Annotated in this window: 22 protein-coding genes; 11 read left to right on the top strand and 11 right to left on the bottom strand. The window is 65.9% G+C overall.

Annotated elements, in window-relative coordinates:
• The first annotated feature begins 37 nt into the window (after positions 1–37).
• The 5 genes from BM115_RS05785 to BM115_RS05765 all read left to right on the top strand — a co-directional run bounded on the left by BM115_RS05785 (position 38) and on the right by BM115_RS05765 (position 4,578).
• On the top strand, positions 38–1,231 hold the full coding sequence (locus BM115_RS05785; protein ID WP_092291560.1) for a D-alanyl-D-alanine carboxypeptidase family protein: 1,194 nt from the start codon (positions 38–40) through the stop codon (positions 1,229–1,231).
• A gap of 25 nt (positions 1,232–1,256) precedes the next feature.
• Positions 1,257–1,562, top strand: coding sequence for a YbeD family protein (locus tag BM115_RS05780; RefSeq protein WP_092291557.1), 306 nt, complete (start codon positions 1,257–1,259; stop codon positions 1,560–1,562).
• Positions 1,563–1,566: 4 nt separating this feature from the next.
• Entirely contained in the window at positions 1,567–2,760 is a 1,194-nt protein-coding gene (locus BM115_RS05775) for a class I SAM-dependent rRNA methyltransferase (RefSeq protein ID WP_092291555.1), read from the top strand.
• 298 nt (positions 2,761–3,058) lie between these two features.
• Positions 3,059–4,036: an NAD(P)H-dependent flavin oxidoreductase gene (locus BM115_RS05770; protein WP_092291553.1), complete on the top strand. Its 978-nt coding sequence runs from the start codon at positions 3,059–3,061 to the stop codon at positions 4,034–4,036.
• Between the two features lie 38 nt (positions 4,037–4,074).
• Positions 4,075–4,578 carry a YbaN family protein gene (locus tag BM115_RS05765; RefSeq protein ID WP_369823467.1) on the top strand — a complete coding sequence of 168 codons (504 nt, stop codon included), beginning with the start codon at positions 4,075–4,077 and terminating at the stop codon, positions 4,576–4,578.
• On the opposite strand, the gene BM115_RS05760 is transcribed toward BM115_RS05765, so the two are convergent.
• The 7 genes from BM115_RS05760 to BM115_RS05730 form a co-directional block, all read right to left on the bottom strand.
• Positions 4,569–5,819: a phenylacetate--CoA ligase family protein gene (locus tag BM115_RS05760; protein WP_092291551.1), complete on the bottom strand. Its 1,251-nt coding sequence runs from the start codon at positions 5,817–5,819 to the stop codon at positions 4,569–4,571. The genes BM115_RS05765 and BM115_RS05760 overlap by 10 nt on opposite strands.
• A gap of 20 nt (positions 5,820–5,839) precedes the next feature.
• Positions 5,840–6,655, bottom strand: a complete 816-nt coding sequence (locus BM115_RS05755; RefSeq protein ID WP_092291549.1) for an ABC transporter ATP-binding protein — start codon at positions 6,653–6,655, stop codon at positions 5,840–5,842.
• A gap of 79 nt (positions 6,656–6,734) precedes the next feature.
• Positions 6,735–8,072: an ABC transporter substrate-binding protein gene (locus BM115_RS05750; RefSeq protein WP_092291547.1), complete on the bottom strand. Its 1,338-nt coding sequence runs from the start codon at positions 8,070–8,072 to the stop codon at positions 6,735–6,737.
• Between the two features lie 59 nt (positions 8,073–8,131).
• Positions 8,132–9,208, bottom strand: a complete 1,077-nt coding sequence (locus BM115_RS05745) for a branched-chain amino acid ABC transporter permease (protein ID WP_092291545.1) — start codon at positions 9,206–9,208, stop codon at positions 8,132–8,134.
• A gap of 20 nt (positions 9,209–9,228) precedes the next feature.
• Positions 9,229–10,143, bottom strand: coding sequence for a branched-chain amino acid ABC transporter permease (locus BM115_RS05740; protein ID WP_092291543.1), 915 nt, complete (start codon positions 10,141–10,143; stop codon positions 9,229–9,231).
• Positions 10,144–10,158: 15 nt separating this feature from the next.
• Positions 10,159–11,079, bottom strand: coding sequence for an ABC transporter ATP-binding protein (locus BM115_RS05735; protein WP_092291541.1), 921 nt, complete (start codon positions 11,077–11,079; stop codon positions 10,159–10,161).
• Positions 11,080–11,092: 13 nt separating this feature from the next.
• Positions 11,093–13,057: an AMP-binding protein gene (locus tag BM115_RS05730; RefSeq protein WP_092291539.1), complete on the bottom strand. Its 1,965-nt coding sequence runs from the start codon at positions 13,055–13,057 to the stop codon at positions 11,093–11,095.
• A gap of 231 nt (positions 13,058–13,288) precedes the next feature.
• On the opposite strand from BM115_RS05730, the gene BM115_RS05725 reads away from it, so the two are divergent.
• Positions 13,289–13,957: a Crp/Fnr family transcriptional regulator gene (locus tag BM115_RS05725; protein ID WP_092292105.1), complete on the top strand. Its 669-nt coding sequence runs from the start codon at positions 13,289–13,291 to the stop codon at positions 13,955–13,957.
• A gap of 63 nt (positions 13,958–14,020) precedes the next feature.
• On the opposite strand, the gene BM115_RS05720 is transcribed toward BM115_RS05725, so the two are convergent.
• On the bottom strand, positions 14,021–14,875 hold the full coding sequence (locus BM115_RS05720) for a 3-hydroxybutyryl-CoA dehydrogenase (RefSeq protein ID WP_092291537.1): 855 nt from the start codon (positions 14,873–14,875) through the stop codon (positions 14,021–14,023).
• A gap of 51 nt (positions 14,876–14,926) precedes the next feature.
• Positions 14,927–15,355 (bottom strand): HIT family protein, encoded by a 429-nt coding sequence (locus BM115_RS05715; RefSeq protein ID WP_092291535.1) that lies wholly within the window; start codon positions 15,353–15,355, stop codon positions 14,927–14,929.
• A 227-nt stretch (positions 15,356–15,582) separates the two neighbouring features.
• Between BM115_RS05715 and BM115_RS05710 the strand changes: the two genes are divergently transcribed.
• The 5 genes from BM115_RS05710 to BM115_RS05690 all read left to right on the top strand — a co-directional run bounded on the left by BM115_RS05710 (position 15,583) and on the right by BM115_RS05690 (position 19,087).
• On the top strand, positions 15,583–16,035 hold the full coding sequence (locus tag BM115_RS05710; protein ID WP_092291533.1) for a DUF3304 domain-containing protein: 453 nt from the start codon (positions 15,583–15,585) through the stop codon (positions 16,033–16,035).
• A gap of 14 nt (positions 16,036–16,049) precedes the next feature.
• Positions 16,050–16,511: a DUF3304 domain-containing protein gene (locus tag BM115_RS05705; protein ID WP_092291531.1), complete on the top strand. Its 462-nt coding sequence runs from the start codon at positions 16,050–16,052 to the stop codon at positions 16,509–16,511.
• 125 nt (positions 16,512–16,636) lie between these two features.
• On the top strand, positions 16,637–16,987 hold the full coding sequence (locus tag BM115_RS05700) for a DUF3304 domain-containing protein (protein ID WP_222944701.1): 351 nt from the start codon (positions 16,637–16,639) through the stop codon (positions 16,985–16,987).
• 14 nt (positions 16,988–17,001) lie between these two features.
• On the top strand, positions 17,002–17,463 hold the full coding sequence (locus BM115_RS05695) for a DUF3304 domain-containing protein (RefSeq protein WP_092291528.1): 462 nt from the start codon (positions 17,002–17,004) through the stop codon (positions 17,461–17,463).
• A gap of 94 nt (positions 17,464–17,557) precedes the next feature.
• On the top strand, positions 17,558–19,087 hold the full coding sequence (locus BM115_RS05690; RefSeq protein ID WP_177219856.1) for a T6SS phospholipase effector Tle1-like catalytic domain-containing protein: 1,530 nt from the start codon (positions 17,558–17,560) through the stop codon (positions 19,085–19,087).
• 27 nt (positions 19,088–19,114) lie between these two features.
• On the opposite strand, the gene icmF is transcribed toward BM115_RS05690, so the two are convergent.
• Together icmF and BM115_RS05680 are read right to left on the bottom strand one after the other, a co-directional pair.
• Positions 19,115–22,429, bottom strand: a complete 3,315-nt coding sequence (gene icmF, locus BM115_RS05685; RefSeq protein ID WP_092291524.1) for a fused isobutyryl-CoA mutase/GTPase IcmF — start codon at positions 22,427–22,429, stop codon at positions 19,115–19,117.
• 234 nt (positions 22,430–22,663) lie between these two features.
• The gene (locus BM115_RS05680) at positions 22,664–23,002 is read right to left on the bottom strand and encodes a DUF2917 domain-containing protein (protein WP_092291522.1); all 339 of its coding nucleotides are present in this window, start codon (positions 23,000–23,002) and stop codon (positions 22,664–22,666) included.
• Positions 23,003–23,020 lie beyond the last annotated feature (18 nt).

Below are 23,020 nucleotides of genomic sequence, written 5' to 3'. Positions count from 1 at the left end.
CCGTCCGCGCAACCCTCATCCGTTGGAATTCGCACCTATGAACAGAGCCACGCCGCGCTTCGCGTCCGCCCTTGCCCCCGTCGCTATTGCCGTTACTGTCGCGCTCGCCGCCCCTGCCGCCGTGCTGGCGCAGGGCGTGCCGACCCCGCAGGTCGCCGCCAAGTCCTGGATGCTGTACGACGTGACGAGCGGCCAGGCGCTGGCCTCGCAGAACGCGGACCTGCGCATCGAGCCGGCCTCGCTGACCAAGATCATGACGGCCTACCTGGCCTTCCAGGCGGTCAAGGAAAAGCGCCTGACGATGGACCAGACCGTGGTGCCGACCAACGTCGTGCTGAAGGTGAAAAGCGACGAATCGCGCATGTTCATCGAGCCGAACAAGCCGGTCAGCGTGCAGGACCTGCTGATGGGCCTGATCGTCCAGTCCGGCAACGACGCCGCGCTGGCGCTGGCCGAGGCCGTGGGCGGTTCCGAGGAAGGCTTCGTGGCGATGATGAACCGCGAGGCCCAGCGCATGGGCCTCAAGGGCACGCACTTCACGAACACGGACGGCATTCCCGACCCGGAGCACTACACCACGGCGGTGGACCTGGCCACGATGACCACGCGCCTGATCAAGGACTTCCCCGAGTACTACGGCATGTACTCGCAAAAGGAGTTCACCTATAACAAGATCAAGCAGCCGAACCGCAACCGCCTGCTGTACATCGACCCCACCGTGGACGGCGTGAAGACGGGCCACACCAAGTCGGCCGGTTACTGCCTGATCTCGTCGGCGCAGCGCCCGCTCGCCAACGTGCCGAACGGCAACCGCCGCCTGGTGTCGATCGTGATCGGCACCACCAGCGAGCAGGTGCGCACGCAGGAAAGCCTGAAGATCCTGAACTACGGCTTCCAGTTCTTCGACACCCTGCGCCTGTACGACAAGGGCCAGGTCCTGGCCACGCCCGAGATCTACAAGGGCGCCGCCGGCACGGTCAAGATCGGCGTGTCCAACGAGACCTTCGTCACGGTGCCCAAGGGCACGGGCAGCCGCCTGAAGCCGGTGCTGGAGCGCCAGGAACTGCTGCTGGCCCCGATCGCGGTCGGCCAGCAGGTCGGCACGGTCAAGCTGATGGACGGCACCACGAAGGTGGGCGAGTTCCCGGTGGTGGCGCTCGAGGACGTGCCCGAGGCCGGCTTCTTCGGCCGCCTGTGGGACACCATCCGCCTCTGGTTCAAGCGCAAGTAATCCGCACACACGCGAGAGCACGAACATGACGACCGATTCGAACGATGGTCAGCAGCCCGGCAGCATTCCGCCGCAGGCCTCGCTGATCGAGTACCCGAGCGACTTCCCCATCAAGGTCATGGGCGCGATGCAGGACGGCTTTGCCGAGGCGATCGTGACCCTGGTGCAGGACTTCGACCCGAACTTCCACGCCGGCAAGATGGAGATGCGTCCATCGCGCAACGGCAATTATCTGGGCCTGACCGTGACGGTCTGGGTGACCAGCCGCGAGCAGCTGGACGATTTATACCGCGCGCTGACGTCGCATCCGATGGTGAAGGTGGTGCTGTAAGCGCATGAACGCCATCACGCTAAAACCGGGCAAGGAAAAATCCCTGCTCCGCCGCCACCCCTGGGTGTACGCCACCGGCATCGCCTCCACCGAAGGCCGCTGCGAGACCGGCACCACGGTGGTCATCCGCGCCGCGGACGGCCGTTTCCTGGCACGCGGCGCCTACAGCCCCGAGTCGCAGATCCGCGCACGGGTGTGGACGTTCGACGAGAACGAGCCGGTCGACCACGCGCTGTTCAAGCGCCGCGTGGCCGCCGCGGTGGCCCATCGGCGCCAGTGGGTGCGCGATACCGACGCGGTACGGCTGATCTTCGGCGAGGCGGACCGCCTGCCCGGGCTGGTTGTCGACTATTACGGCAGCGGCGACAAGGGCCAGCTGGTCTGCCAGTTCAATTCGGCCGGCGTGGAGCAGTGGAAGGAGGCGCTGGTGCAGGCGCTGGTCAAGGAGACCGGCTGCCCGAATGTCTACGAGCGCTCCGACGCCGCCGTGCGCCAGCGCGAGGGCCTGCCGCTGGTGACCGGCGTGCTGGCTGGCGCCGAGCCGGACCCGGAGCTGTCCGTGACCGAACACGGCGTGCGCTACTACGTGGACGTGCGCAACGGCCACAAGACGGGCTTCTACGTCGACCAGCGCGACAACCGCAAGCTCGTCGGCGATCTGGCCGAAGGGCGCGAGGTGCTGAACTGCTTCTGCTACACGGGCGGCTTCTCGCTGGCCGCGCTGCGGGGCGGCGCCACGGCGGTGACGTCGATCGACTCGTCGGGCGAGGCGCTCAAGATCGCCGCGAACAACGTCACGCTGAACGGCTTCGACGCCGAACGGGCGACCTGGCTCGACGCCGACGTGTTCAAGACGCTGCGCGAGTTCCGCGCCGAGGGCCGCCAGTTCGACCTGATCGTGCTGGACCCGCCCAAGTTCGCCCCGTCGGCGCAGCACATCGACCGCGCCGCGCGCGCCTACAAGGAAATCAACCTTGTCGGCATGCAACTGCTGCGGCCGGGCGGCCTGCTGTTCACGTACTCGTGCTCGGGCGCCATCAGCATGGAGCTGTTCCAGAAGATCGTGGCTGGCGCGGCCACCGATGCCCGCTGCGACGCGCGCATCCTGCGCCGGCTCTCGGCGGGCACCGACCATCCGATGTCGGCGGCCTTCCCGGAAGGGGAATACCTGAAGGGCCTGCTGCTCGAGAAGGTGTGACAGGGGCCGAGGGCGCCCGGGCACCCCGGTATAAACCCTCGGTTTTGACTTCTGACGGTCATATTCACCGTCTATGCTTCGTCTCGCGGTGAGGCATTGGCAGGTGTCTCACTGCCTCTTCTTATCAGTCTTCGTGGTAATTGCCCCGCCTACCCGGCGGGGCATTTTTTTGTCCGTCTCTCCTGGCGGAATGGAAGCGGGCCTCTAGGCCGGGCGGCCGTCCGGGCGGCGCCATCCGGAGCGAAAGTCCCTATAATCGAACGATCGTTCAATTTGCGACCCGATCAGAGGAGACCCCATGCCCGCCGCCACGACCTTGCCGCCGATCCTGCAGAACCTGGCCCTGCCCGTCATCGCCTCGCCGATGTTTATCGTCAGCTATCCGGAACTGGTGCTGGCGCAGTGCAAGGCCGGCATCGTCGGCTCCTTCCCCGCGCTCAACGCACGCCCGGCGGAGCTGCTCGACGAATGGCTGACGCTGATGCAGGAGGACCTGGCCGCGTTCCAGGCCGCAAACCCGGGCAAGCGCGTCGGCCCGATCGCCGTGAACCAGATCGTCCATGCGTCCAACGCGCGGCTGGAGCACGACGTGAAGGTCTGCGTCGACCACAAGGTACCCATCTTCATCACCTCGCTGCGCGCGCCGGTCAAGGAAATGATCGATGCCGTGCACAGCTATGGCGGCATCGTGCTGCACGACGTGATCAGCCTGCGCCACGCCGAGAAGGCCATCGAGGCGGGCGTGGACGGCCTGATCCTGGTGGCGGCTGGCGCCGGCGGCCATGCCGGCATGCTCTCGCCGTTCGCGCTGGTGGGCGAGGTGCGCAAGATCTTCGACGGTCCCATCGCGCTGTCCGGCTCCATCGCCACCGGCGACGCCGTGCTGGCCGCCCAGGCCATGGGCGCCGATTTCGCCTACGTGGGCACGCGCTTCATCGCCTCGCAGGAAGCCCACGCGAGCGCGGAGTACAAGCAGTCGATCACCAGCGCGGCGGCCTCGGACATCGTCTACACGAACCTGTTCACGGGCGTGCACGGCAACTACATCCGCGAGAGCATCAGCAATTCGGGGCTCGACCCGGACAACCTGCCCGTGGCGGACAAGACCAAGATGGACTTCTCGAGCGGCAGCTCCAAGACCAAGGCGTGGAAGGACATCTGGGGCGCTGGCCAGGGCGTGGGCCAGATCGAGGACATTGCCACGGCCGGCGAGATCATCGCGCGCATGAAGGAAGAGTACGACGCCGCGCGCGCTCGGCTCGGACTGGTACGATAGGGGCGTTTTTTCGCCCTCGCTCCTTTTCGCCCCTTCCTTTGCACCCGACCGACTCCGAACGCCCCGCCGGCGACACCCGCCGGCCCCGCTCCCCAGGCAACGCCAGCGACGCGCTCACGCACCGCGAGCGCGTGATCCGGGCATTCTGGGTCACCTGCGGCGTCGTGTCGCTGGTGCTCGGCTTCATCGGCATTTTCCTGCCGCTGCTGCCCACCACCCCGTTTGTCCTGCTGGCGGCCGCCTGCTTCGCGCGCGGCTCGGAGCGCTTCCACGACTGGCTGATCTCGCACCCGCGCTTCGGCCCGCTGGTGCGGGACTGGCAGGCGCATCGCAGCATTCCGCTGCGCGCCAAGTGCCTGGCGCTGTCGATGATGTGGATTTCGATGGGGACCACCGCCTGGCTGCTGCGCGGGCGGCCGGTGTCCTCGCTGACGCTGCTGGCGGTGGGCGCCGCCGTGACCATCTGGATGGTGCGGCTGCCGACCCGGCCCCGGGGTGGGTATGGTGAGGCGGCGGAGCCGCCCCAATCCCCTCAGTCGTAACTGCGCGCGTCCTCGATCACCTTGCCATCCTGCGGCAGCGACCCTGCCGCCACGAAGCGCACCTCGCCGCGCAGGCGCATGACGTCGCGGATCGAATCGGCAATGGCGTGCGCCAGTCCGTCGTCCTCGCGCGTGGCGTCGCAGTGCAGCGTCATGGTGTCCGCGCCGACCATGCCGGTCACCACCAGCCTTGCGGCGCGGATCTCGGGATGGCGGCGCACCACATCCGCCACCTGCCCGGGATGGACGAACATCCCCTTGACCTTGGTGGTCTGGTCCGCGCGCCCCAGCCAGCCCTTGAGCCGGATATTGGTGCGCCCGCATGGGCTGGCGCGGTGCGAGGAGTCGCTGACGATGGCCGACAGGTCGCCCGTGCCGAAACGGATCAGCGGATAGTCGCCGTTGCCGAGCACCGTCACCACGACCTCGCCGGTCTCGCCCTCGGGCATCGGCTGCGTGCCGCCCGGCTCGACGATCTCCACCAGCACGCCTTCATCGACCACCCAGCCGTCGCCGCCCTCGGTTTCGTAGGCGATCAGCCCCACGTCGGCGGTGCCGTACATCTGGCGCACGGTCACGCCATGGTCCTGCAGCCATGCGCGCAGCGGCGGCGGGCAGGCTTCGCCGGTGACCAGCGCCTTCGACAGGCTCGCGCACGGCATTCCCAGCTCGGCGCCCCGCTCGATCAGCAGCTTCAGGAACGATGGCGTGCCGGCATAGGCGGACGGCTGCAGCGCCGCCATGGCCTGCACCTGCGATTCGGTCTGGCCGACGCCCGCCGGGAACACGCAGCAGCCCAACCGGTGTGCGCCCGATTCCATCATCATGCCGGCCGGCGTGAAGTGGTACGAGAAGGTGTTGTAGACCAGCTCGCCGGCGCGGAAACCGGCCGCGAACATGGCGCGCGCGATGCGCCACCAGTCATCGGCATGGCCGTCCGGCTCATGGATCGGTCCCGGCGACTGGAACACATGCCGCAGCCCGCCGATGGGCGTAGCGTTGAGGCCACCCAGCGGCGGCGCGGTGCGCTGGCGGGCGGTCAACTCCGACTTGCGCGTCACCGGCAGCGCCGCCAGCGCGGCGCGGGAGGTGAGGTCGCGCGGGTCCACATCGCACAGCACCTCGGCGAAGTAAGGCGCGTGGGCCTGCGCGTGCGCCACCTGGCGCGCGAGGGCGGCCAGCAGCGCGGCCTCGCGCTCGGCCGGCGTGCGCGTTTCCAGCGAATCGAAATAGTCAGCCATGGTGCGGGAGGGGTAGGAATTCAGGCCAGCCAGCGCTTGCGGCGCCGATAGCTCTTCACATCGCGGAACGACTTGCGCGCGGCGCCATCGGCATCGTTGGCGGCCACGCCCAGGTAGAACTCCTTGACGTCCTCGTTGGTGCGCAGCGATTCGGCCTCGCCGTCCATGACCACGCGGCCGTTCTCGAGGATGTAGCCGTAGTCGGCGTAGCGCAGCGCCACCATCGTGTTCTGCTCGGCCAGCAGGAAGCTGACCTTCTCACGCGTGTTCAGGTCGCGCACGATCTCGAAGATCTCCTCGACGATCTGCGGGGCCAGGCCCATGGACGGCTCGTCGAGCAGGATCATCGCCGGCTTGGCCATCATCGCCCGCCCGATCGCGCACATCTGCTGCTCGCCGCCCGAGGTGTAGCCGGCCTGGGACTTGCGCCGCGTCTGCAGGCGCGGAAAGTAGGTGTAGATCTTCTCCAGCTCGTGGCGCGTGTCTGCGCGCGACAGCCCGCGCGTGTAGGCGCCGGTGAGCAGGTTTTCCTCGATGGTCAGGTGGGCGAAGCAATGGCGCCCCTCCATGACCTGGATCACCCCGCGCTTGACGAGGTCGTTGGGCGTGAGCTGGTCCACGCGATTACCGCGATATTCGATGGAGCCCTTGGTCACGTCGCCGCGCTCGGCGTGGAGCAGGTTCGAGATCGCCTTGAGCGTGGTGGTCTTGCCGGCCCCGTTGGCGCCGAGCAGCGCCACGATGCGGCCTTCGGGCACCTCCAGCGAGACCCCCTTGAGCACCAGGATCACGTGGTCGTAGATGACTTCGATGTTGTTGACGGATAGCAGGGACATGGATGGACACCTCAAATGCCGCTGGTTTTGCGCTCCCCTCTCCCGCTTGCGGAAGAGGGGAGACAACCGCAGGCCGCGCTTACGACTTCGCGCAGGCCGGCGTAATGCCCTTCTCCTTCGCGTACTGCGCCGCGTTGGCCTTGAACAGCGGGTGGATCAGCGCCTTGTTGCCCTCGATCCAGTCAGACACCACCACCCACTTGGCGCCATCCCACTGCTGGATCTTCACCTTGCCGGAGCCCTCGTGGTTGTCGCAGCTCGTCTTGATCTCGGGCAGCAGGCCGGTGGCGCCCAGCTGCTGCAGGCGCGCGTTGGTCACGTTCAGGTTCTCGAAGGCCCAGCGCATCTGGTCGCCGGACATCATCTTGCCCTTGCCGAACTTGTCCTGCGCCACGCGGATCGCCTCCACGGTCACCACGGCCGCCGAAACGCCGCGGTTATAGAGCACCGAGCCGACCTTGTTGCGGTCCTGCATATTGCCCTTGCCGGCGCCGTACACCACCTTGTCGATGTCGGCGATCAGCGGCACGTTGCGGCCCGCCACGTTCCACGTCGCGCTCATGTAGCCCTTGGCGGCGTCGCCGGCCGGCACGGTGTCTTCCTCGGAACCAGCCCACCAGGAGCCGATCATCTTGTCGCGCGGGAAGCCCACCTTCTGCGCCGCCTTCAGCGCGGTCTGGTTCATCACGCCCCAGCCCCAGAAGATCACGTAGTCCGGATTCTCCTGGCGGATCTTGAGCCACTGGGCGCCCTGCTCGTTGCCGGGGTGCGCCACCGGAATCTCCACCAGGTTGAACTTGTTCAGCCGCGCCTCCGCCTGCAGGGCGACGATCGGCTCCTTGCCGTAGGCCGAGTCGTGGTACAGGTAGACGATCTTCTTGCCGTTGAGCGAGCCGCCGCTCTTGGTGGCCAGGTACTTGACGATGGCCGACACCTGCATCTGGTACGTGGTGACCAGCGGGAACGCGTACGGGAACACCGAGCCGTCCACGGCGTCCGTGCGGCCGTAGCCCATCATCACCAGCGGCACCTTGTCAGCGGCGGTCTTGTCGACCAGTGCGTAGGAGATGCCGGTGGACATCGAGTGGTACGCGGTGCCCTTGGTCGTCGCGTTCTTCGACTTGAGCCGCTCGTAGCACTCCACGCCCTTGGCGTTGTTGTACTCGGTCTCGCACTCTTCCCAGCTCAGCTTCACGCCGTTGATGCCGCCATCCTTGAGGTTGACGTAGTTCAGGTAGTCGATGAAGCCGCCGTAGAACGACTGGCCGTTGGCGCCGTAGGGCCCCACGCGGTAGCTCGGCAACGCCACGAACTGCTCGTTGGCCTGCGCCAGCGCCGGCAGCGACGGCGCCAGCAGCGCCGCCGCCACGCCAACCACCAGGGCGGCGCGCTGCACATTGCGAATCAGGGTTGTCATGACAGTCTCCTTGACCTTTCGCCTCGTAGACGGGCGTTGTTATGGGCTACGACGATGAATCAATGCGGGAACGGCCAGAGCCGCAGCTTCTCCTTGGCGATCTGCCACAGCCGCGCCAGCCCGTGCGGCTCCACGATCAGGAAGAAGATGATCAGCGCGCCGAACACCATCAGCTGGATGTGCGACACCGTGGCGTTCGTGAACGGCAGGTGCAGCAGCGCGGCCAGGCCGGGCAGCACGTTGTCGAGGAAGATCGGCAGCAGCAGGATGAACGCGGCGCCGAGGAAGGAGCCGAGGATGCTGCCTACCCCGCCGATGATGATCATGAACAGGATGCGGAACGAGAGGTCGAGCGAGAAGCCGTCCGGCTCCACCGAGCCGAGGTAGCAGAACGCATAGAGCGCGCCGGCCACGCCGCAGTAGAACGAGCTGACCGCGAAGGCGAGCAGCTTGGTGCGCATCAGCGGAATGCCGATGACCTCGGCGGCCACGTCCATGTCCCGCACGGCCATCCAGGCGCGGCCGGTGGCCGAGCGCACCAGGTTCTTGGCGACGAAGGCCAGCACCGTGACGAAGGCGAGCACGAACAGGTACTTGCGCACCGGGGTGTCGATGGTGAAGCCGAACAGGTCCAGCCGCTGCGCCGTGATCACGCCCGACGAGCTGTTGTTCGACAGCCAGGGAAACTTGGTCAGCGCCCAGACCACGAAGAACTGCGCCGCCAGCGTGGCCACGGCGAGATAGAAGCCCTTGATCCGCAGCGAGGGCAGCCCGAACGCCACGCCCACCAGTGCCGCCGACAGCCCGGCCAGGAGGAAGGTGGCCAGCACCGGGATGCCTTCGATCCGCAACTGGAAGTTGTACGCCGCGTACGCGCCCACGGCCATGAAGGCCGCCGTGCCCAGCGAGAGCTGGCCGGCGTAGCCGGTCAGGATATTCAGCCCCAGCGCCGCGAGCGAGAAGATCAGGAACGGGATCAGGATCGCGTTGAACCAGTATTCCGAGGCGGTGAACGGCACCGCGACGAAGGCCACTGCCATCAGCACGGCAAAACCGATGCGGTCCTGGCGGATCGGGAAGATCTGGCTGTCGGCGATGTAGCTGGTCTTGAACTGCCCGGCTTCACGATAGAGCATGGTGTCGGTCTCCGGACGGGTTACACGCGGTCGATGTGCTTCTCGCCGAACAGCCCTTCGGGCCGCACCAGCAGGAACAGCAACGCGAATACATAGGGGAACCAGCCTTCGATGCCGCCGAAGTTGCCGCCGAACATCGCCTGGAACACGGGCGGGATGTAGATCTCGGCCAGCTTCTCTGAGGCGCCGATGATCAGCCCGCCGACGATGGCCCCCGGCACCGAGGTGAAGCCGCCCAGGATCAGCACCGGCAGCGCCTTGAGCGCGGTCAGCGTCAGCGCGAACTGCACGCCGTTGCGCGAGCCCCAGAGCATGCCCGCCACCAGCGCCACGAAGCCGGCCACGCCCCAGACGATCGCCCAGATGTGCTGGAGCGGAATGCCGAGCGAGAGCGCCGCCTGGTGGTCATCCGCCACCGCGCGCAGCGCCCGCCCCACCTTGGTGTACTGGAAGAACAGCGCCAGCGCGGCCACCAGCACGGCGGCAATCGCGGCGGCGGCCAGGTCGAACTTCGAGATAACGATGTTGAAGCGGGTGAGGATGGCCTCGATCGGCTCGTCCACGATGCCGAGGTTGATCGGCCGCACCTCGTTACCGAACAGCAGCGGCCCGAGCCCCTCCAGGAAGAACGACAGCCCGATGGTCGCCATGAACAGCGTGATCGGCGGCTGGTTGACCAGCTTTCGCAGCACCAGCCGCTCGGTGCTGATGCCCACGATGATCATGACCACGAAGGCGCCGATGAACGCCGCCCACATCGGCATGCCCTTGTCCATCAGCCCCACCACGGCCAGCGCGGCGAAGTAGACCATCGCCCCCTGCGCGAAGTTGAACACGCCGGACGCCTTGTAGATCAGCACGAAGCCCAGCGCCACGAGCGAGTACATCAGCCCGGAGAGCAGCCCGCCGATCAGGATTTCGAAGAAGAAGGTCATGATGGGGTCCGATGCTCAGTGCGAGGTGCCGAGGTAGGCGCGAATCACGTCGGGGTTGGCCTTGACCTCCTCGGGCGTGCCGTCGCCGATCTTCTTGCCGTAGTCGAGCACGACCACGCGGTCGGAGATGTCCATGACCACGCCCATGTCGTGCTCGATCAGCACGATGGTGGTGCCGAACTGCTGGTTCACGTCGAGGATGAAGCGGCACATGTCCTGCTTCTCTTCCACGTTCATGCCGGCCATGGGCTCGTCCAGCAGCAGCATCGACGGCTCCGCCGCCAGCGCGCGCGCCAGCTCCACGCGCTTCTGCAGGCCGTACGGCAGGCGCCCCACCGGGGTCTTGCGGATGGCCTGGATCTCGAGGAAGTCGATCACCTCCTCCACCTTGTGCCGGTGCCGGATCTCCTCGGCGCGCGCCGGGCCCCACCACAGCGCGTGCGCGAACAGGCCGGTGCGGAACTGGGTGTTGCGGCCGGTCATGATGTTGTCCAGCACGGTCATGCCCTTGAACAGCGCGATGTTCTGGAACGTGCGCGCGATGCCCTGCCGCGCGGCGGCGGTCGGATGCATCTGGCGCCGCTCCTCGCCCCGGAACACGATGCGGCCCTGCTGGGGGTGATAGACGCCGTTGATCACGTTCAGCATCGAACTCTTGCCGGCGCCGTTCGGGCCGATGATCGCGCGGATCTCGTGCTCGCAGACATCGAACGAGATGTCGGTCAGCGCCTTCACGCCGCCGAACGCGAGCGAGATGTTCTGGAGGTCCAGGATCACGTCGCCGCGCGTGCGGGTGTGCAGGGTGGAGTCCGGCTCCAGCGCGTCGCCGGTGCGGAGCCCCTCGTGCTGCACGCCATCGGCGTGCCCCGGCGCGGTGATCGTGCCTGCCGGCGCCATCGTGCCCGTGGCGTCCACGCGCCATGCCATCTGCGTCATGCCATTCCCCTGTTCATGCCGCGCGCGCGCCGCCCGTGGGCGGGAAACGCTTGACGTCCACCAGCTTCAGCGTGGCCGAGACACTGCCCTCGCGACCGTCCTCGAACTTCACGCGCGTCTCGATGAACTGCTCGGGCTTGCCCGCGTACAGCGCCTCGACCAGCACCGCGTATTTCTCGGCGATAAAGCCGCGCCGCACCTTGCGCGTGCGCGTCAGTTCGTCGTCGTCCGGGTCCAGCTCCTTGTGCAGGATCAGGAAGCGCGCCACCTGCGAGCCGGCCAGCATGGCGTCCGCCGCCAGGTCGGCGTTCACCTGTTCCACGCATTCGGCGATCATCGCGATCACTTCCGGCTGGGCGGCCAGGTCCACGTAGCCGGCATAGGCCAGGTGGCGGCGCTCGGCCCAGTTGCCCACCGCATCGAAATCGATGTTGATGAAGGCGCAGACCGATTCGCGGTCCGTGCCGAAGGCCACCGCCTCCTTGATGTACGGGAAGAACTTGAGCTTGTTCTCGATGTACTTCGGCGCGAACATCGACCCGTCGGCCAGCTTGCCGACGTCCTTGGCGCGGTCGATGATCTTGAGGTGGCCGTCGGCGTCGATCACGCCGGCGTCGCCGGTCATGAAATAGCCCTCGTCGTTGATGGCCTCCCGCGTGGCGTCGTCACGCTTGTAGTAGGACTTCAGCAGCCCCACGCCGCGCACCAGTACCTCGCCGTTGTCGGCGATGCGGATCTCCATGCCCGGCGCGGCCGGGCCGACCGAGTCGAACTTGACCTGCCCGTCCGGCTGCAGGCACACGTAGGCGCAGGTCTCGGTCTGGCCGTAGAACTGCTTCAGGTTCACGCCGATGGAGCGATAGAAGCGGAACAGGTCCGGGCCGATCGCCTCGCCAGCGGTGTAGCCCACGCGGATGCGGCTCATGCCGAGCACGTTGCGCAGCGGGCCGTAGATCACCCATTCGCCCAGCGCGTAGCGCAGCCGGTCCGCCAGTGGCACCGGGCGCTTGTCGAGGATGTCCGCGCCGCAGCGGCGCGCCACGCCCATCGCCCAGTCGTACAGGCGGCGCTTGACCCAGCCAGCGTCCTCCATGCGGATCATCACCTGCGTCAGCAGCCCTTCATAGATACGCGGCGGCGCGAAGTAGTAGGTGGGGCCGATCTCGCGCAGGTCCGTCATCACGGTCTCGCGGGACTCCGGGCAGTTCACCGTGAAGCCCGCGACCAGCGCCTGCGCGTACGAGAACAGGTTGTCGCCCACCCAGGCCATCGGCAGGTAGGAGAGCACGTCGTCGGCGGGGCCGAGCTTGTCGAACTGGCAGCCGTTGCGCGCCGCGCCGATCAGGCCGCCGTGGGAATGGCAAACCCCCTTTGGCTTGCCGGTGGTGCCGGAGGTGTAGAGGATGATCGCGGTGTCGTCGGGCTGGCCGGCCTGCACCTGCTCATCGAAGAATCCGGGGTGCGCGGCATCGTACTCGCGGCCGATCTCCTGGAGGCGTTCGTAGGAGAGCAGCGAGGGATGGTCGTAGTCGCGCAGGCCGCGCGGGTCTTCGTAGATCAGATGGCGCACGGCGCGGCCGCGCGCGGCGAGCTGGGCCTCCACCTCGAGCAGCTTGTCCACCTGCTCCTGGTCCTCGACCACGGCGAACTCGATCTCGGCGTCTTCCAGTACATAGACCATCTCGTTGGCGATGGCGTCCTGGTAGAGCGGCACCGGCACGCCGCCGAGCGCCTGCGCGGCGGTCATCGCCCAATAGAGACGCGGGCGGTTGTCACCCACCACGGCCAGGTTCATGCCCCGCCGGAACCCAAGCGCGGCCAGCCCGCAGGCGAGCGCGCGGACCTCGCGCGCGGCTTGCGACCAGCTATATGTCTGCCAGATGCCGAGATCCTTCTCGCGATGGGCCGGATGGTCCGGCCGCTGCGTGGCGTGCGCCAGCAGGCATCGCGGGAAGGTCGTTGCCGACGATTCCTGCATCGCTGTCTCCTCTCCCCCAGGGGGCGTAGGGGCCACGCCGGGTATCAAGCCGCCGGACCGGTCGCTATACTGGGCGCCAAGCGGCGCTTCTCGCACCGCATCATGCCGCCAGGCCTTGTGACATCAGGCCGGGCCGGTTCCGTAGTGATCGTAAGATAGCCGATGCCATCCCCCCGGGTTGTCACGCCGATGACAATTCCGGGTTAATCCCTACGGGAGCACCGAGTGGCGATTTCCCATGATTTCATCGACCGTTGCGCCTGGGCCGTGGACCTCAGCCCGGCCCAGCGCGAGCGTGTCAAACGCGTGACTACCGTGCGCGAGTACAGCCAGGGCGACTATGTCTGCCACAAGGGCGACCTGGCCGAACACTGGCTGGGGGTGGTGGAAGGCATCATCAAGATCACCACGGTGTCGCCCTCGGGCAAGTCGGTGACCTTCACCGGCGTGCCGACCGGCGGCTGGTTCGGCGAAGGCGCGGTGCTGAAGTCGGAAATCCGCAAATACGACGTGATGGCGCTGCGCCGCTCGCGCATCGCGTTCATCCCGCGCGAGACTTTTCAGTGGCTGCTGGATACCAGCCTGCCGTTCACGCGCTTCCTGCTGATGCAGTTCAACGAGCGGCTCGGGCAGTTCATTGCGGCGGTGGAGTACGAACGGCTGCTGGACATCGATTCGCGCGTGGCGCGCGCGGTGTCGTCGCTGTTCAACGAACACCTGTATCCGGGGCTGGGGAATACGCTGGAGATCTCGCAGGAGGAGATCGGCCTGCTCGCCGGCATCTCGCGGCAGCGCGCCAACCAGGCGCTGAAGGTGCTGGAACAGCAGGGGCTGGTGCGGGTGGACTACGGGGTGATCGAGGTGCTCGACCTGGAGGGATTGCGGCAGTACGGGGAGTGAGGCGGTTTTCTCCCCTCTCCTGCAAGCGGGAGAGGGGAGAAAACCAAGGGTAGTGCTATCGACTTACTTGCTGTACACGTAAACCCCACGCCCGGTCTTGCGGCCGAGGTAGCCGGCGGCGACCATCTCGCGCATCAGCATCGCCGGACGGTACTTCGGATCGGCGAACTCGGTGTAGAGCACTTCCATCACCGCCAGCATCGTATCCAGGCCAATCATGTCCGCCAGCGCCAGCGGCCCGATCGGATGATTGCAGCCCAGCTTCATCCCCTCGTCGATTTCTTCCGGCGACGCCAGGCCCTCGCCCAGCACGCAGAACGCCTCGTTGATCATCGGGCAGAGAATGCGGTTCACCACGAAGGCCGGGCTGTTCTTCACCGTGATCGGATACTTGCCCAGCCGCTTGGCCAGCGCTTCGACGTCCGCATGCGTGGCATCGCTGGTCTGCAGGCCGCGAATCAGTTCCACCAGCGCCATCATCGGCACCGGGTTGAAGAAGTGCATGCCGATGAAGTGGTCCGGGCGCGAGATCGCCGCAGCCAGCTTGGTGATCGAGATCGACGAGGTGTTCGACGCCACGATCACGTGCGCGCCGACGATGCTGTCGATCTGCTTGAGGATCTTGAGCTTCAGCTCATGGTTCTCGGTGGCAGCCTCGATGACGATATCGGCCTTCTTGAGGTCGTCGTAGGCGGTGCTGCCGTGGATGCGCGCCAGTGCCGCCGCCTTGTCGGCCTCGGTCGCCTTCTCCTTCTTGATCAGCCGGTCCATGCTGCCGGCCACCGTGGCGATGCCCTTCTGCACGGCGGCGTCGCTGATATCGACCATCACCACGTCCAGGCCAGCTACTGCGCAGGCCTGGGCGATGCCGTTGCCCATCGTGCCGGCACCGACGATGCCTACTGTCTTGATTGCCATGTCGAACTTCCTTGTGTCGTTACGTGTATCCGGGAATGAAATCGGGACCGATCAGGCCGGCAGCTTCGCCAGCGCCGCGATTACGCGCTCGGCGTGCTCCTTGAGCACGGCCATGTCCTGCTGCTCGCGCGCATGGCCGCGAATCGGCTGGTCCGCGTAGCGCGGCACGATGTGGAAATGGATGTGCGGCACGGTCTGTCCCGCCGCCACGCCGTTGAACTGGGTGATGACCATGCCGTCCGGCTGGAAGGCCTCGCGCACGGCACGCGCCACGCGCTGCGTGGACTTGATCGCCGCCGCCGCGCCGGCCTCGGACAGGCCGAACAGGTCCACTGCCTGCTCCTTCGGCACGACCAGCGCGTGGCCGTCGGTCTGCGGCATGATGTCCATGAACGCGATGGTGTCCGCGTCCTCGTAGATCTTGAAGCAAGGGAGTTCGCCACGCAGGATGCGGGCGAAGATGTTCTGGTTGTCGTACATGGGATCAGGGCCCTCCTTCTGCGTGGCTTGGACCCGCGCAAGGATGACGCGCGGCAACCTTCGAGTGTAGCGCAGCGCGCGCCTACACAACGTCTCCATCAATGGGAATCGTAGTTCGATGAAATCAACGTCCTTGCTGATCTTCCGCAGCAAGTGAACGTTCACGCATTTTCAGTGCCCCGGTCAGCGTTTAAGGTGCAATGCCATGGCAACCGAGGGATTCATCGATGGCACACGCGATCGGCCGTACTGCAGGGTGGAAGGGAACGCTTCGTCTGGCGCTGCTGGCGGGGCTGTGCCTGCCGCTGACAGGGTGCACCGAAGACCGGATGACGTTGAATCTGGTGGGCTACAACCACACCGACAGGAGCATCCACCGCTATGGCGTCAATGAGTATGGCGGCGGCCACCTGCAGGCACACCGCGGCGGCGGGGGTTTCACGTGCTGCATCAGCATTCCACGCGCCTACAAGCCCGGTATGACTGTAACGGTCTGGGGGAGTGATTGGGATGGGAAGAACGCCATAAGGCGCGTTGTGGAGGTGCCCCGGTATGGCCCCGACGAGGGCGGCCGATTTGCTGTCCATTTCCTGCGCAGCGGGGAGGTCAAGGTGTTCGTCACCATGATGGGCCTCGGGCATCCGGACTATCCGCTCAAGGGTGAGGATGCCGAACTGTGACAAAGACTTCGTCCATGCCTGCCAATACGCGTCATCGCCGCGAAACGAAATGGTTCCCGTCAGTCTGGCGTCTTTGCCTATTGGCCGGGCTGTGCCTGCCACTGACCGGATGCACCGAAGACCAGATGACGTTGAATCTGGTGGGCTACAACCACACCGACAGGAGCATCTACCGCTTTGGGGTCAACGAGTATGGCGGTGCGTACTTGGGAGCACATCGTGGCGGCGGAAAATTCACCTGTTGTACAAGCATTCCACGCGCTTACAAGCCGGGTATGACGGTAAAGGTCTGGTGGAGCGATTGGGGTGGAGAAAACGCCATGGAGCGCGACGTGGAAGTGCCACGGTATGGCCCCGACGAGGGCGGCCGGTTCGCTGTCCATTTCCTGCGCGGCGGCGAGGTCAAGGTGTTCGTCACCATGATGGGCCTCGGGCATCCGGACTATCCGCTCAAGGGTGAGGATGCCGAACTGTGACAAAGACTTCGTCCATGCCTGCGAATGTCCGGTATCGCCGCGAAACGAAATGGTTCCCCTCAGTCTGGCGTCTTTGCCTATTGGCCGGGCTGTGCCTGCCACTGACCGGGTGCACCGAAGACCGGATGACGTTGAATCTGGTGGGCCACAACCATACCAACAGGAGCATCTACAGTTTTGGCGTCAACGAATATGGCGGTGGCTACCTGGGAGCACACCGCGGCGGCGGGGGACATACCTGTTGCATCAGCATTCCACGCGCCTACCGACCTGGGATGACGGTCACTGTCTGGTGGAGTGACTGGGGTGGGGAAAACGCCATGGAGCGCATTGTGGAAGTGCCACGGTATGGACCAGATGAAGGCGGTGCATTTGCCGTGCATTTTCTGCGCAGCGGGGAGGTCAAGGTGTTCGTCACCATGATGGGCTACTGGCATCCCAACTATCCGCTCAAGGGTGAGGATGCCGAACTGTGACAAAGACTTCGTCCATGCCTGCCAATACGCGTCATCGCCGCGAAACGAAATGGTTCCCGTCAGTCTGGCGTCTTTGCCTATTGGCCGGGCTGTGCCTGCCACTGACCGGATGCACCGAAGACCAGATGACGTTGAATCTGGTGGGCTACAACCACACCGACAGGAGCATCTACCGCTTTGGGGTCAACGAGTATGGCGGTGCGTACTTGGGAGCACATCGTGGCGGCGGAAAATTCACCTGTTGTACAAGCATTCCACGCGCTTACAAGCCGGGTATGACGGTAAAGGTCTGGTGGAGCGATTGGGGTGGAGAAAACGCCATGGAGCGCGACGTGGAAGTGCCACAGTATGGCCCCGACGAGGGCGGCCGGTTCGCTGTCCATTTCCTGCGCGGCGGCGAGGTTAAGGTGTTCGTCACCATGATGGACCTCAGTCATCCCGACTATCCGCTTAAAGGCGACGAAGCCAAATTGTGAAGTACATCCGAGCCTGAGCAATATGCCATACAACCTTACGATACCTGCACCGATGCCTGCGAATGGACAGCGCGAACTTTCGCCACGAGAAACGATGCAGCGAGCGCGGGTAATGGCCTGTGTTTTCAAGCGGGACCCGGCGCAGTGCCAGGGCCAGGTGTTTGTCAGTCTGTTCTTCGATGGCACGGGCAACAACAAGGATTGGAACGAGCCTGGGCTTGGCTGCACACAAGCGGAGGCGAATAAGCACAGCAATGTCGCGCGCCTGTATGACGCGTGCATAGACAAGCGGGAAGAGGGCATCTTCGCCCATTACATTCCGGGCGTTGGCACGCCATTCAAGGAAATTGGCGACTATGGCGGTCCGCTAGGGCTGGGGGCCGGATTTCGCGGTGCCAATCGCATTCACTGGGCGATTCTCAGCGTATTGAATTCGGTGCACGTCTATCTGACACAGGTCGACATGCTCCCAGATCACGTGATGAGAGCCGTCGTATCAGGCATGAGCTATGACCCGAATGATCCCATGCGCAAGCTCGCGTTCAAGACCTGGGAGAACAAACTGGCGAAAGTGGTGGCAGACCGCGAGCGCAAGGTCACGCGGATCAATGTCGCGGTGTTCGGATTCTCTCGCGGCGCCGCCGCAGCCCGCGCATTCGCCCATTGGCTGTTCGAATTTCTTGCGCAGAAAGATGGCGTCTACCGGCTGGCTGGCATACCGATTCGCATCCACTTCATGGGCCTGTTCGATACGGTCGCTGCAGTCGGCATCCCCGACGGCATTCCGGGCGCCGACGGCCATGGTTCCTGGGGCGCCCATATGGCCATCCACCCCGCCATCGAACAATGCGTGCATTTCATCGCCCTGCACGAACAGCGCGGCAGCTTTCCGCTGGAAATGGCGCGTGGCAAGCAGGTGGCTTACCCCGGTATGCATTCAGACGTGGGAGGCGGCTACCGGCCCGGTGATCAAGGCAAGGCCATGCCGGACTGGGGATTGTCACCGCAGTTATCGCAGATACCGCTGATCGACATGCACCACGCGGCGCTCGTCGGCGGTGTGCCGCTGTTGTCATCCGATGAAATCCAGGAGGACCCCGGCCTCGCCCGGGCCTTCCATTGCTCCCCGGACCTGATCGCCACCGTCAATGACTTCTATGCGACCTGTGGCATCGCGCCAAGTGCCACCGGCAAGCCGGCAACGCAAGCCTTCCTCGAGGCGCATACCCATCAGTACCTGCAATGGCGCAGCGGCCTGCACTTGCCGGGCCAGGCGCTGGAGCGACGCCGCTTCTACCAGCGGGCGAGAAAGGACCCCGACCAGATCGACCTGCGTGAAGGGGCCGAGGACTTTGCCACCCACCACCGAAGCTTGCGCGTGGCGATGCGTCCGCCTATTCCCGCAGGAGGCCGCGTAGGCCCGAGCATCGCCAACGCGCCGCGCGTGGATGCCGCCACGGCTCGCCTGCTGGCAGCACTGGAAGCGCCGGGCGCCCTGCCACCAAGCGTGCACAAGCTCATGGACGACTACATCCACGACTCGCGGTGCGCGTTCCGACCCACCGGAAAGATGGAGTCCACGGCGCGGACAAACGGCTACTTCCGCTACCGCACCTTCTTCTAGCGTTGCGTCGGCTGCCTGCATCCACTCCTACATGTTGCGCCGATACTGCCCGCCGACCTCGAACAGCGTGTGCGTGATCTGCCCTAACGAGCACACGCGCACGGCGTCCATCAGCACTGCGAACACGTTCTGGTTGGCGATCACGACCTGGCGCAGCCGCTCCAGCATCGCCGGGGCGTCCGCCGTGTGGCCCTGCTGGAATTCCGCCAGGCGGTTCAGCTGGCTCTGCTTCTCCTCCTCGCTCGAACGCGCCAGCTCCAGCTTCTGCGGCGTCGGGTCCCCTTCCGGATTGCGGAACGTGTTCACGCCGATGATCGGCAGCGTGCCGTCGTGCTTCAGCTGCTCGTAGTACATCGACTCCTCCTGGATCTTGCCGCGCTGGTAGCCGGTTTCCATCGCCCCGAGCACGCCGCCGCGCTCGGCGATGCGCTCGAACTCCTGCAGCACGGCCTCTTCCACGAGGTCGGTCAACTCCTCGATCAGGAAGCTGCCCTGATTCGGGTTCTCGCACTTCGCCACGCCCCATTCGCGGTTGATGATGAGCTGGATCGCCAGCGCGCGGCGCACTGACTCGCCGGTCGGCGTGGTGATCGCCTCGTCATAGGCGTTGGTATGCAGCGAGTTGCAGTTGTCGTAGATGGCGATCAGCGCCTGCAGCGTGGTGCGGATGTCGTTGAAGTCGATTTCCTGCGCGTGCAGCGAGCGTCCCGACGTCTGGATGTGGTACTTGAGCTTCTGGCTGCGGTCGTTGGCGCCGTACTTGTCGCGCATCGTCACGGCCCAGATGCGGCGCGCCACGCGGCCGAGCACGCTGTACTCGGGGTCCATGCCGTTCGAGAAGAAGAACGACAGGTTCGGCGCGAAGTCGTCGATATGCATGCCGCGCGCGAGGTAGGCCTCCACGTAGGTGAAGCCGTTCGAGAGCGTGAACGCGAGCTGGGAGATCGGGTTCGCGCCGGCCTCGGCGATGTGATAGCCCGAGATCGACACCGAGTAGAAATTGCGCACCTGATGGTGGACGAAGTACTCCTGGATGTCCCCCATCACCTTCAGCGAGAACTCGGTGGAGAAGATGCACGTGTTCTGGCCCTGATCCTCCTTGAGGATGTCCGCCTGCACCGTGCCGCGCACGTTCTGGAGCACCCAGGCGCGGATCTTCGATTCCTCGTCGGCGGTCGGCTCGCGGCCGTTGTCGACGCGGAACTTGTCCAGCTTCTGGTCGATGGCGGTGTTCATGAACATCGCCAGGATGGTCGGCGCGGGTCCGTTGATGGTCATCGACACGGACGTGCTCGGACTGGTCAGGTCGAAGCCGTCGTAGAGCACCTTCATGTCGTCGAGCGTGGCGATGCTGACGCCCGAGTTGCCGACCTTGCCGTAGATGTCCGGGCGCAGGTGCGGGTCTTCGCCGTAGAGCGTGACCGAGTCGAACGCGGTGGAAAGGCGCTTGGCGTCCATCCCTTCCGACACCAGCTTGAAACGGCGATTTGTGCGGAATGCATCACCCTCGCCAGCGAACATGCGGGTGGGGTCCTCGCCCTCGCGCTTGAACGCGAACACGCCGGCCGTGTACGGGAAGCTGCCCGGCACGTTCTCGCGCATCAGCCATTTCAGGATCTCGCCGTCGTCCTCGAAGCGCGGCAGCACCACCTTGCGGATCTTGGTGCCGGAGAGCGTGGTGGTCACCAGCCCCGTGCGGATCTCCTTGTCGCGGATCTTCACCACGTATTCGTCGCCGCTGTATGCCTGCTGCATCTGCGGCCACATCGCCAGCAGCTTGCGCTCCACGGCGCCGAGCGCGGCGTCACGGTCGGCGGCCAGCGTGTCCAGCGCGGCGGTATCGCCGCTGGCGTCGGACTGCTTTAGCATCGCCCCGGCGGCGCGCAGTTGCTGGCGCTCGCGCGCCAGCCGGCTCTGCTCGGCCACGCGGCGATGGTAGGCGCGCACGGTGTCGGCCAGCTCGGCCAGATAGCGGCTGCGCGCCGGCGGCACGATCACGTTCTGGCCAGTCGAGATCCGCCCGCTGGTGGCCGGCAGCACGCCGGGCTTCAGCGCCAGGCCACGCTCGGCCAGGGCGGCGGCCAGCCCCTGATAGAGCATCGTCACGCCATCGTCATTGAAGCGCGACGCCTGCGTGCCATAGACCGGCATCTCGTCGGGCTTGCTGTGCCACTGCTCGCGGTTGCGCTGCACCTGCTTGGCCACGTCGCGCCAGGCGTCCTGCGCGCCCTTGCGGTCGAACTTGTTGATGGCGACGAAGTCGGCGAAGTCGAGCATGTCGATCTTCTCGAGCTGGCTCGCCGCGCCGAACTCGGGCGTCATCACATAGAGCGACAGGTCCACGTGCGGCACGATGGCCGCATCGCCCTGCCCGATCCCGGACGTCTCCACGATCACCAGATCGAAGCGCGCCGCCTTGCAGGCGGCAATCACGTCCGGCAGCGCCTGGGAAATCTCCGAGCCGGCCTCGCGCGTGGCCAGCGAGCGCATGAAAACGTGCGGATGGTTGATCGCGTTCATGCGGATGCGGTCGCCCAGCAGCGCGCCGCCGGACTTGCGCCGCGACGGGTCGATCGAGATCACCGCGACCGACAGCGCGTCCTGCTGGTCCAGCCGGAAACGGCGGATCAGCTCGTCCGTCAGCGACGACTTGCCGGCACCGCCCGTCCCCGTAATGCCGAGTACCGGCGTTGTGGCGGTCTTCGCCTGGGCATGGAGGGTCTCGACCAGCACCGGGTCGGCGCGGCCGTTCTCGAGCGCGGTCATCAGCTGGGCCAGCGCGCGGCGGTCGCCGCCGGCCACGGCATCGAGCGAGGTGGGCGCGTAGCGGGTCAGGTCGATGTCGCAGCGCTGCACCATGTCGGCGATCATGCCGGCCAGGCCCATGCGCTGGCCGTCCTCGGGACTGTAGATGCGCGCCACGCCGTAGGCCTGCAGTTCGCGGATCTCGTCCGGCACGATCACGCCGCCGCCGCCGCCGAACACCTGGATGTGCTCGCCGCCGTGCTCGCGCAGCAGATCGATCATGTATTTGAAGTATTCGACGTGCCCGCCCTGATAGCTGGAGATGGCGATGCCCTGGGCGTCTTCCTGCAGCGCGGCGGTCACCACCTCGTGCACGGAGCGGTTGTGCCCCAGGTGGATCACCTCGCAGCCGTGGGACTGGAGGATGCGCCGCATGATGTTGATCGAGGCGTCGTGGCCATCGAACAATGACGCGGCGGTCACAAACCGCACCTTGTTGGTCGGCGAAGCGGGCGTGGTGGGCGAAATGGGGCCCTTGCCCGTGGCTGCGCGCGGCTTGGGCGCCGCGGTCCTGCTCACATCGGAAAGATCAGTCATTGTCTCCACCGCTCGGATATGTGGCTGGCGTGCCACGCGCCGGCGGTTCTGACGACCGCACTGACGGGGCCGGACGATTATATGACGTTTACGTTAACGTAAGGCAAGGCGGGCAGGAAGGCTGCGCGCCAAGGGTCATGGCGGCATCCTCGCATGGCGGGAGGGATTGGACCAGCGGGGTTGGCCCGGATGGATCGCGGCAGGCACTTGCCCGCCGCGCGGCGTTGCGGAGGCTCATGCGTGGATCTGCGGGCAGTCGCCGAAGGCGTCCGTCTTGCGGGCGCGCCAGCGGCGCAGCAGTTGCCGGGCGATGGCGGCGGCACGTTGGAGCGAGAGCGGCGCGGGGGTCTCGGCCAGTTGGAAGCGGGCCAGCAGCGACTCGCCCGACAGCCAGACCTGCGCGCCCTCGGGTAGCGCGAAGATGTCGCCCGGCCGCAGCCAGATATCGGCGGCCTGCCCTTCGATGGTCAGCCACAGCCGGCCTTCGAGCACGGCAACGCTCTGGCCATGCCGGACACGCCAGCTCACGGGCTTGCCCGGTTCATCGAGTTCAAAGGTCCTGAGTTCACGCATGGGGGTCTCCTCGTTCTG

The organism is Cupriavidus sp. OV096, from assembly GCF_900115455.1.
GTDB lineage: Bacteria > Pseudomonadota > Gammaproteobacteria > Burkholderiales > Burkholderiaceae > Cupriavidus.
This window is presented reverse-complemented; position numbering and strand designations above follow the sequence as displayed.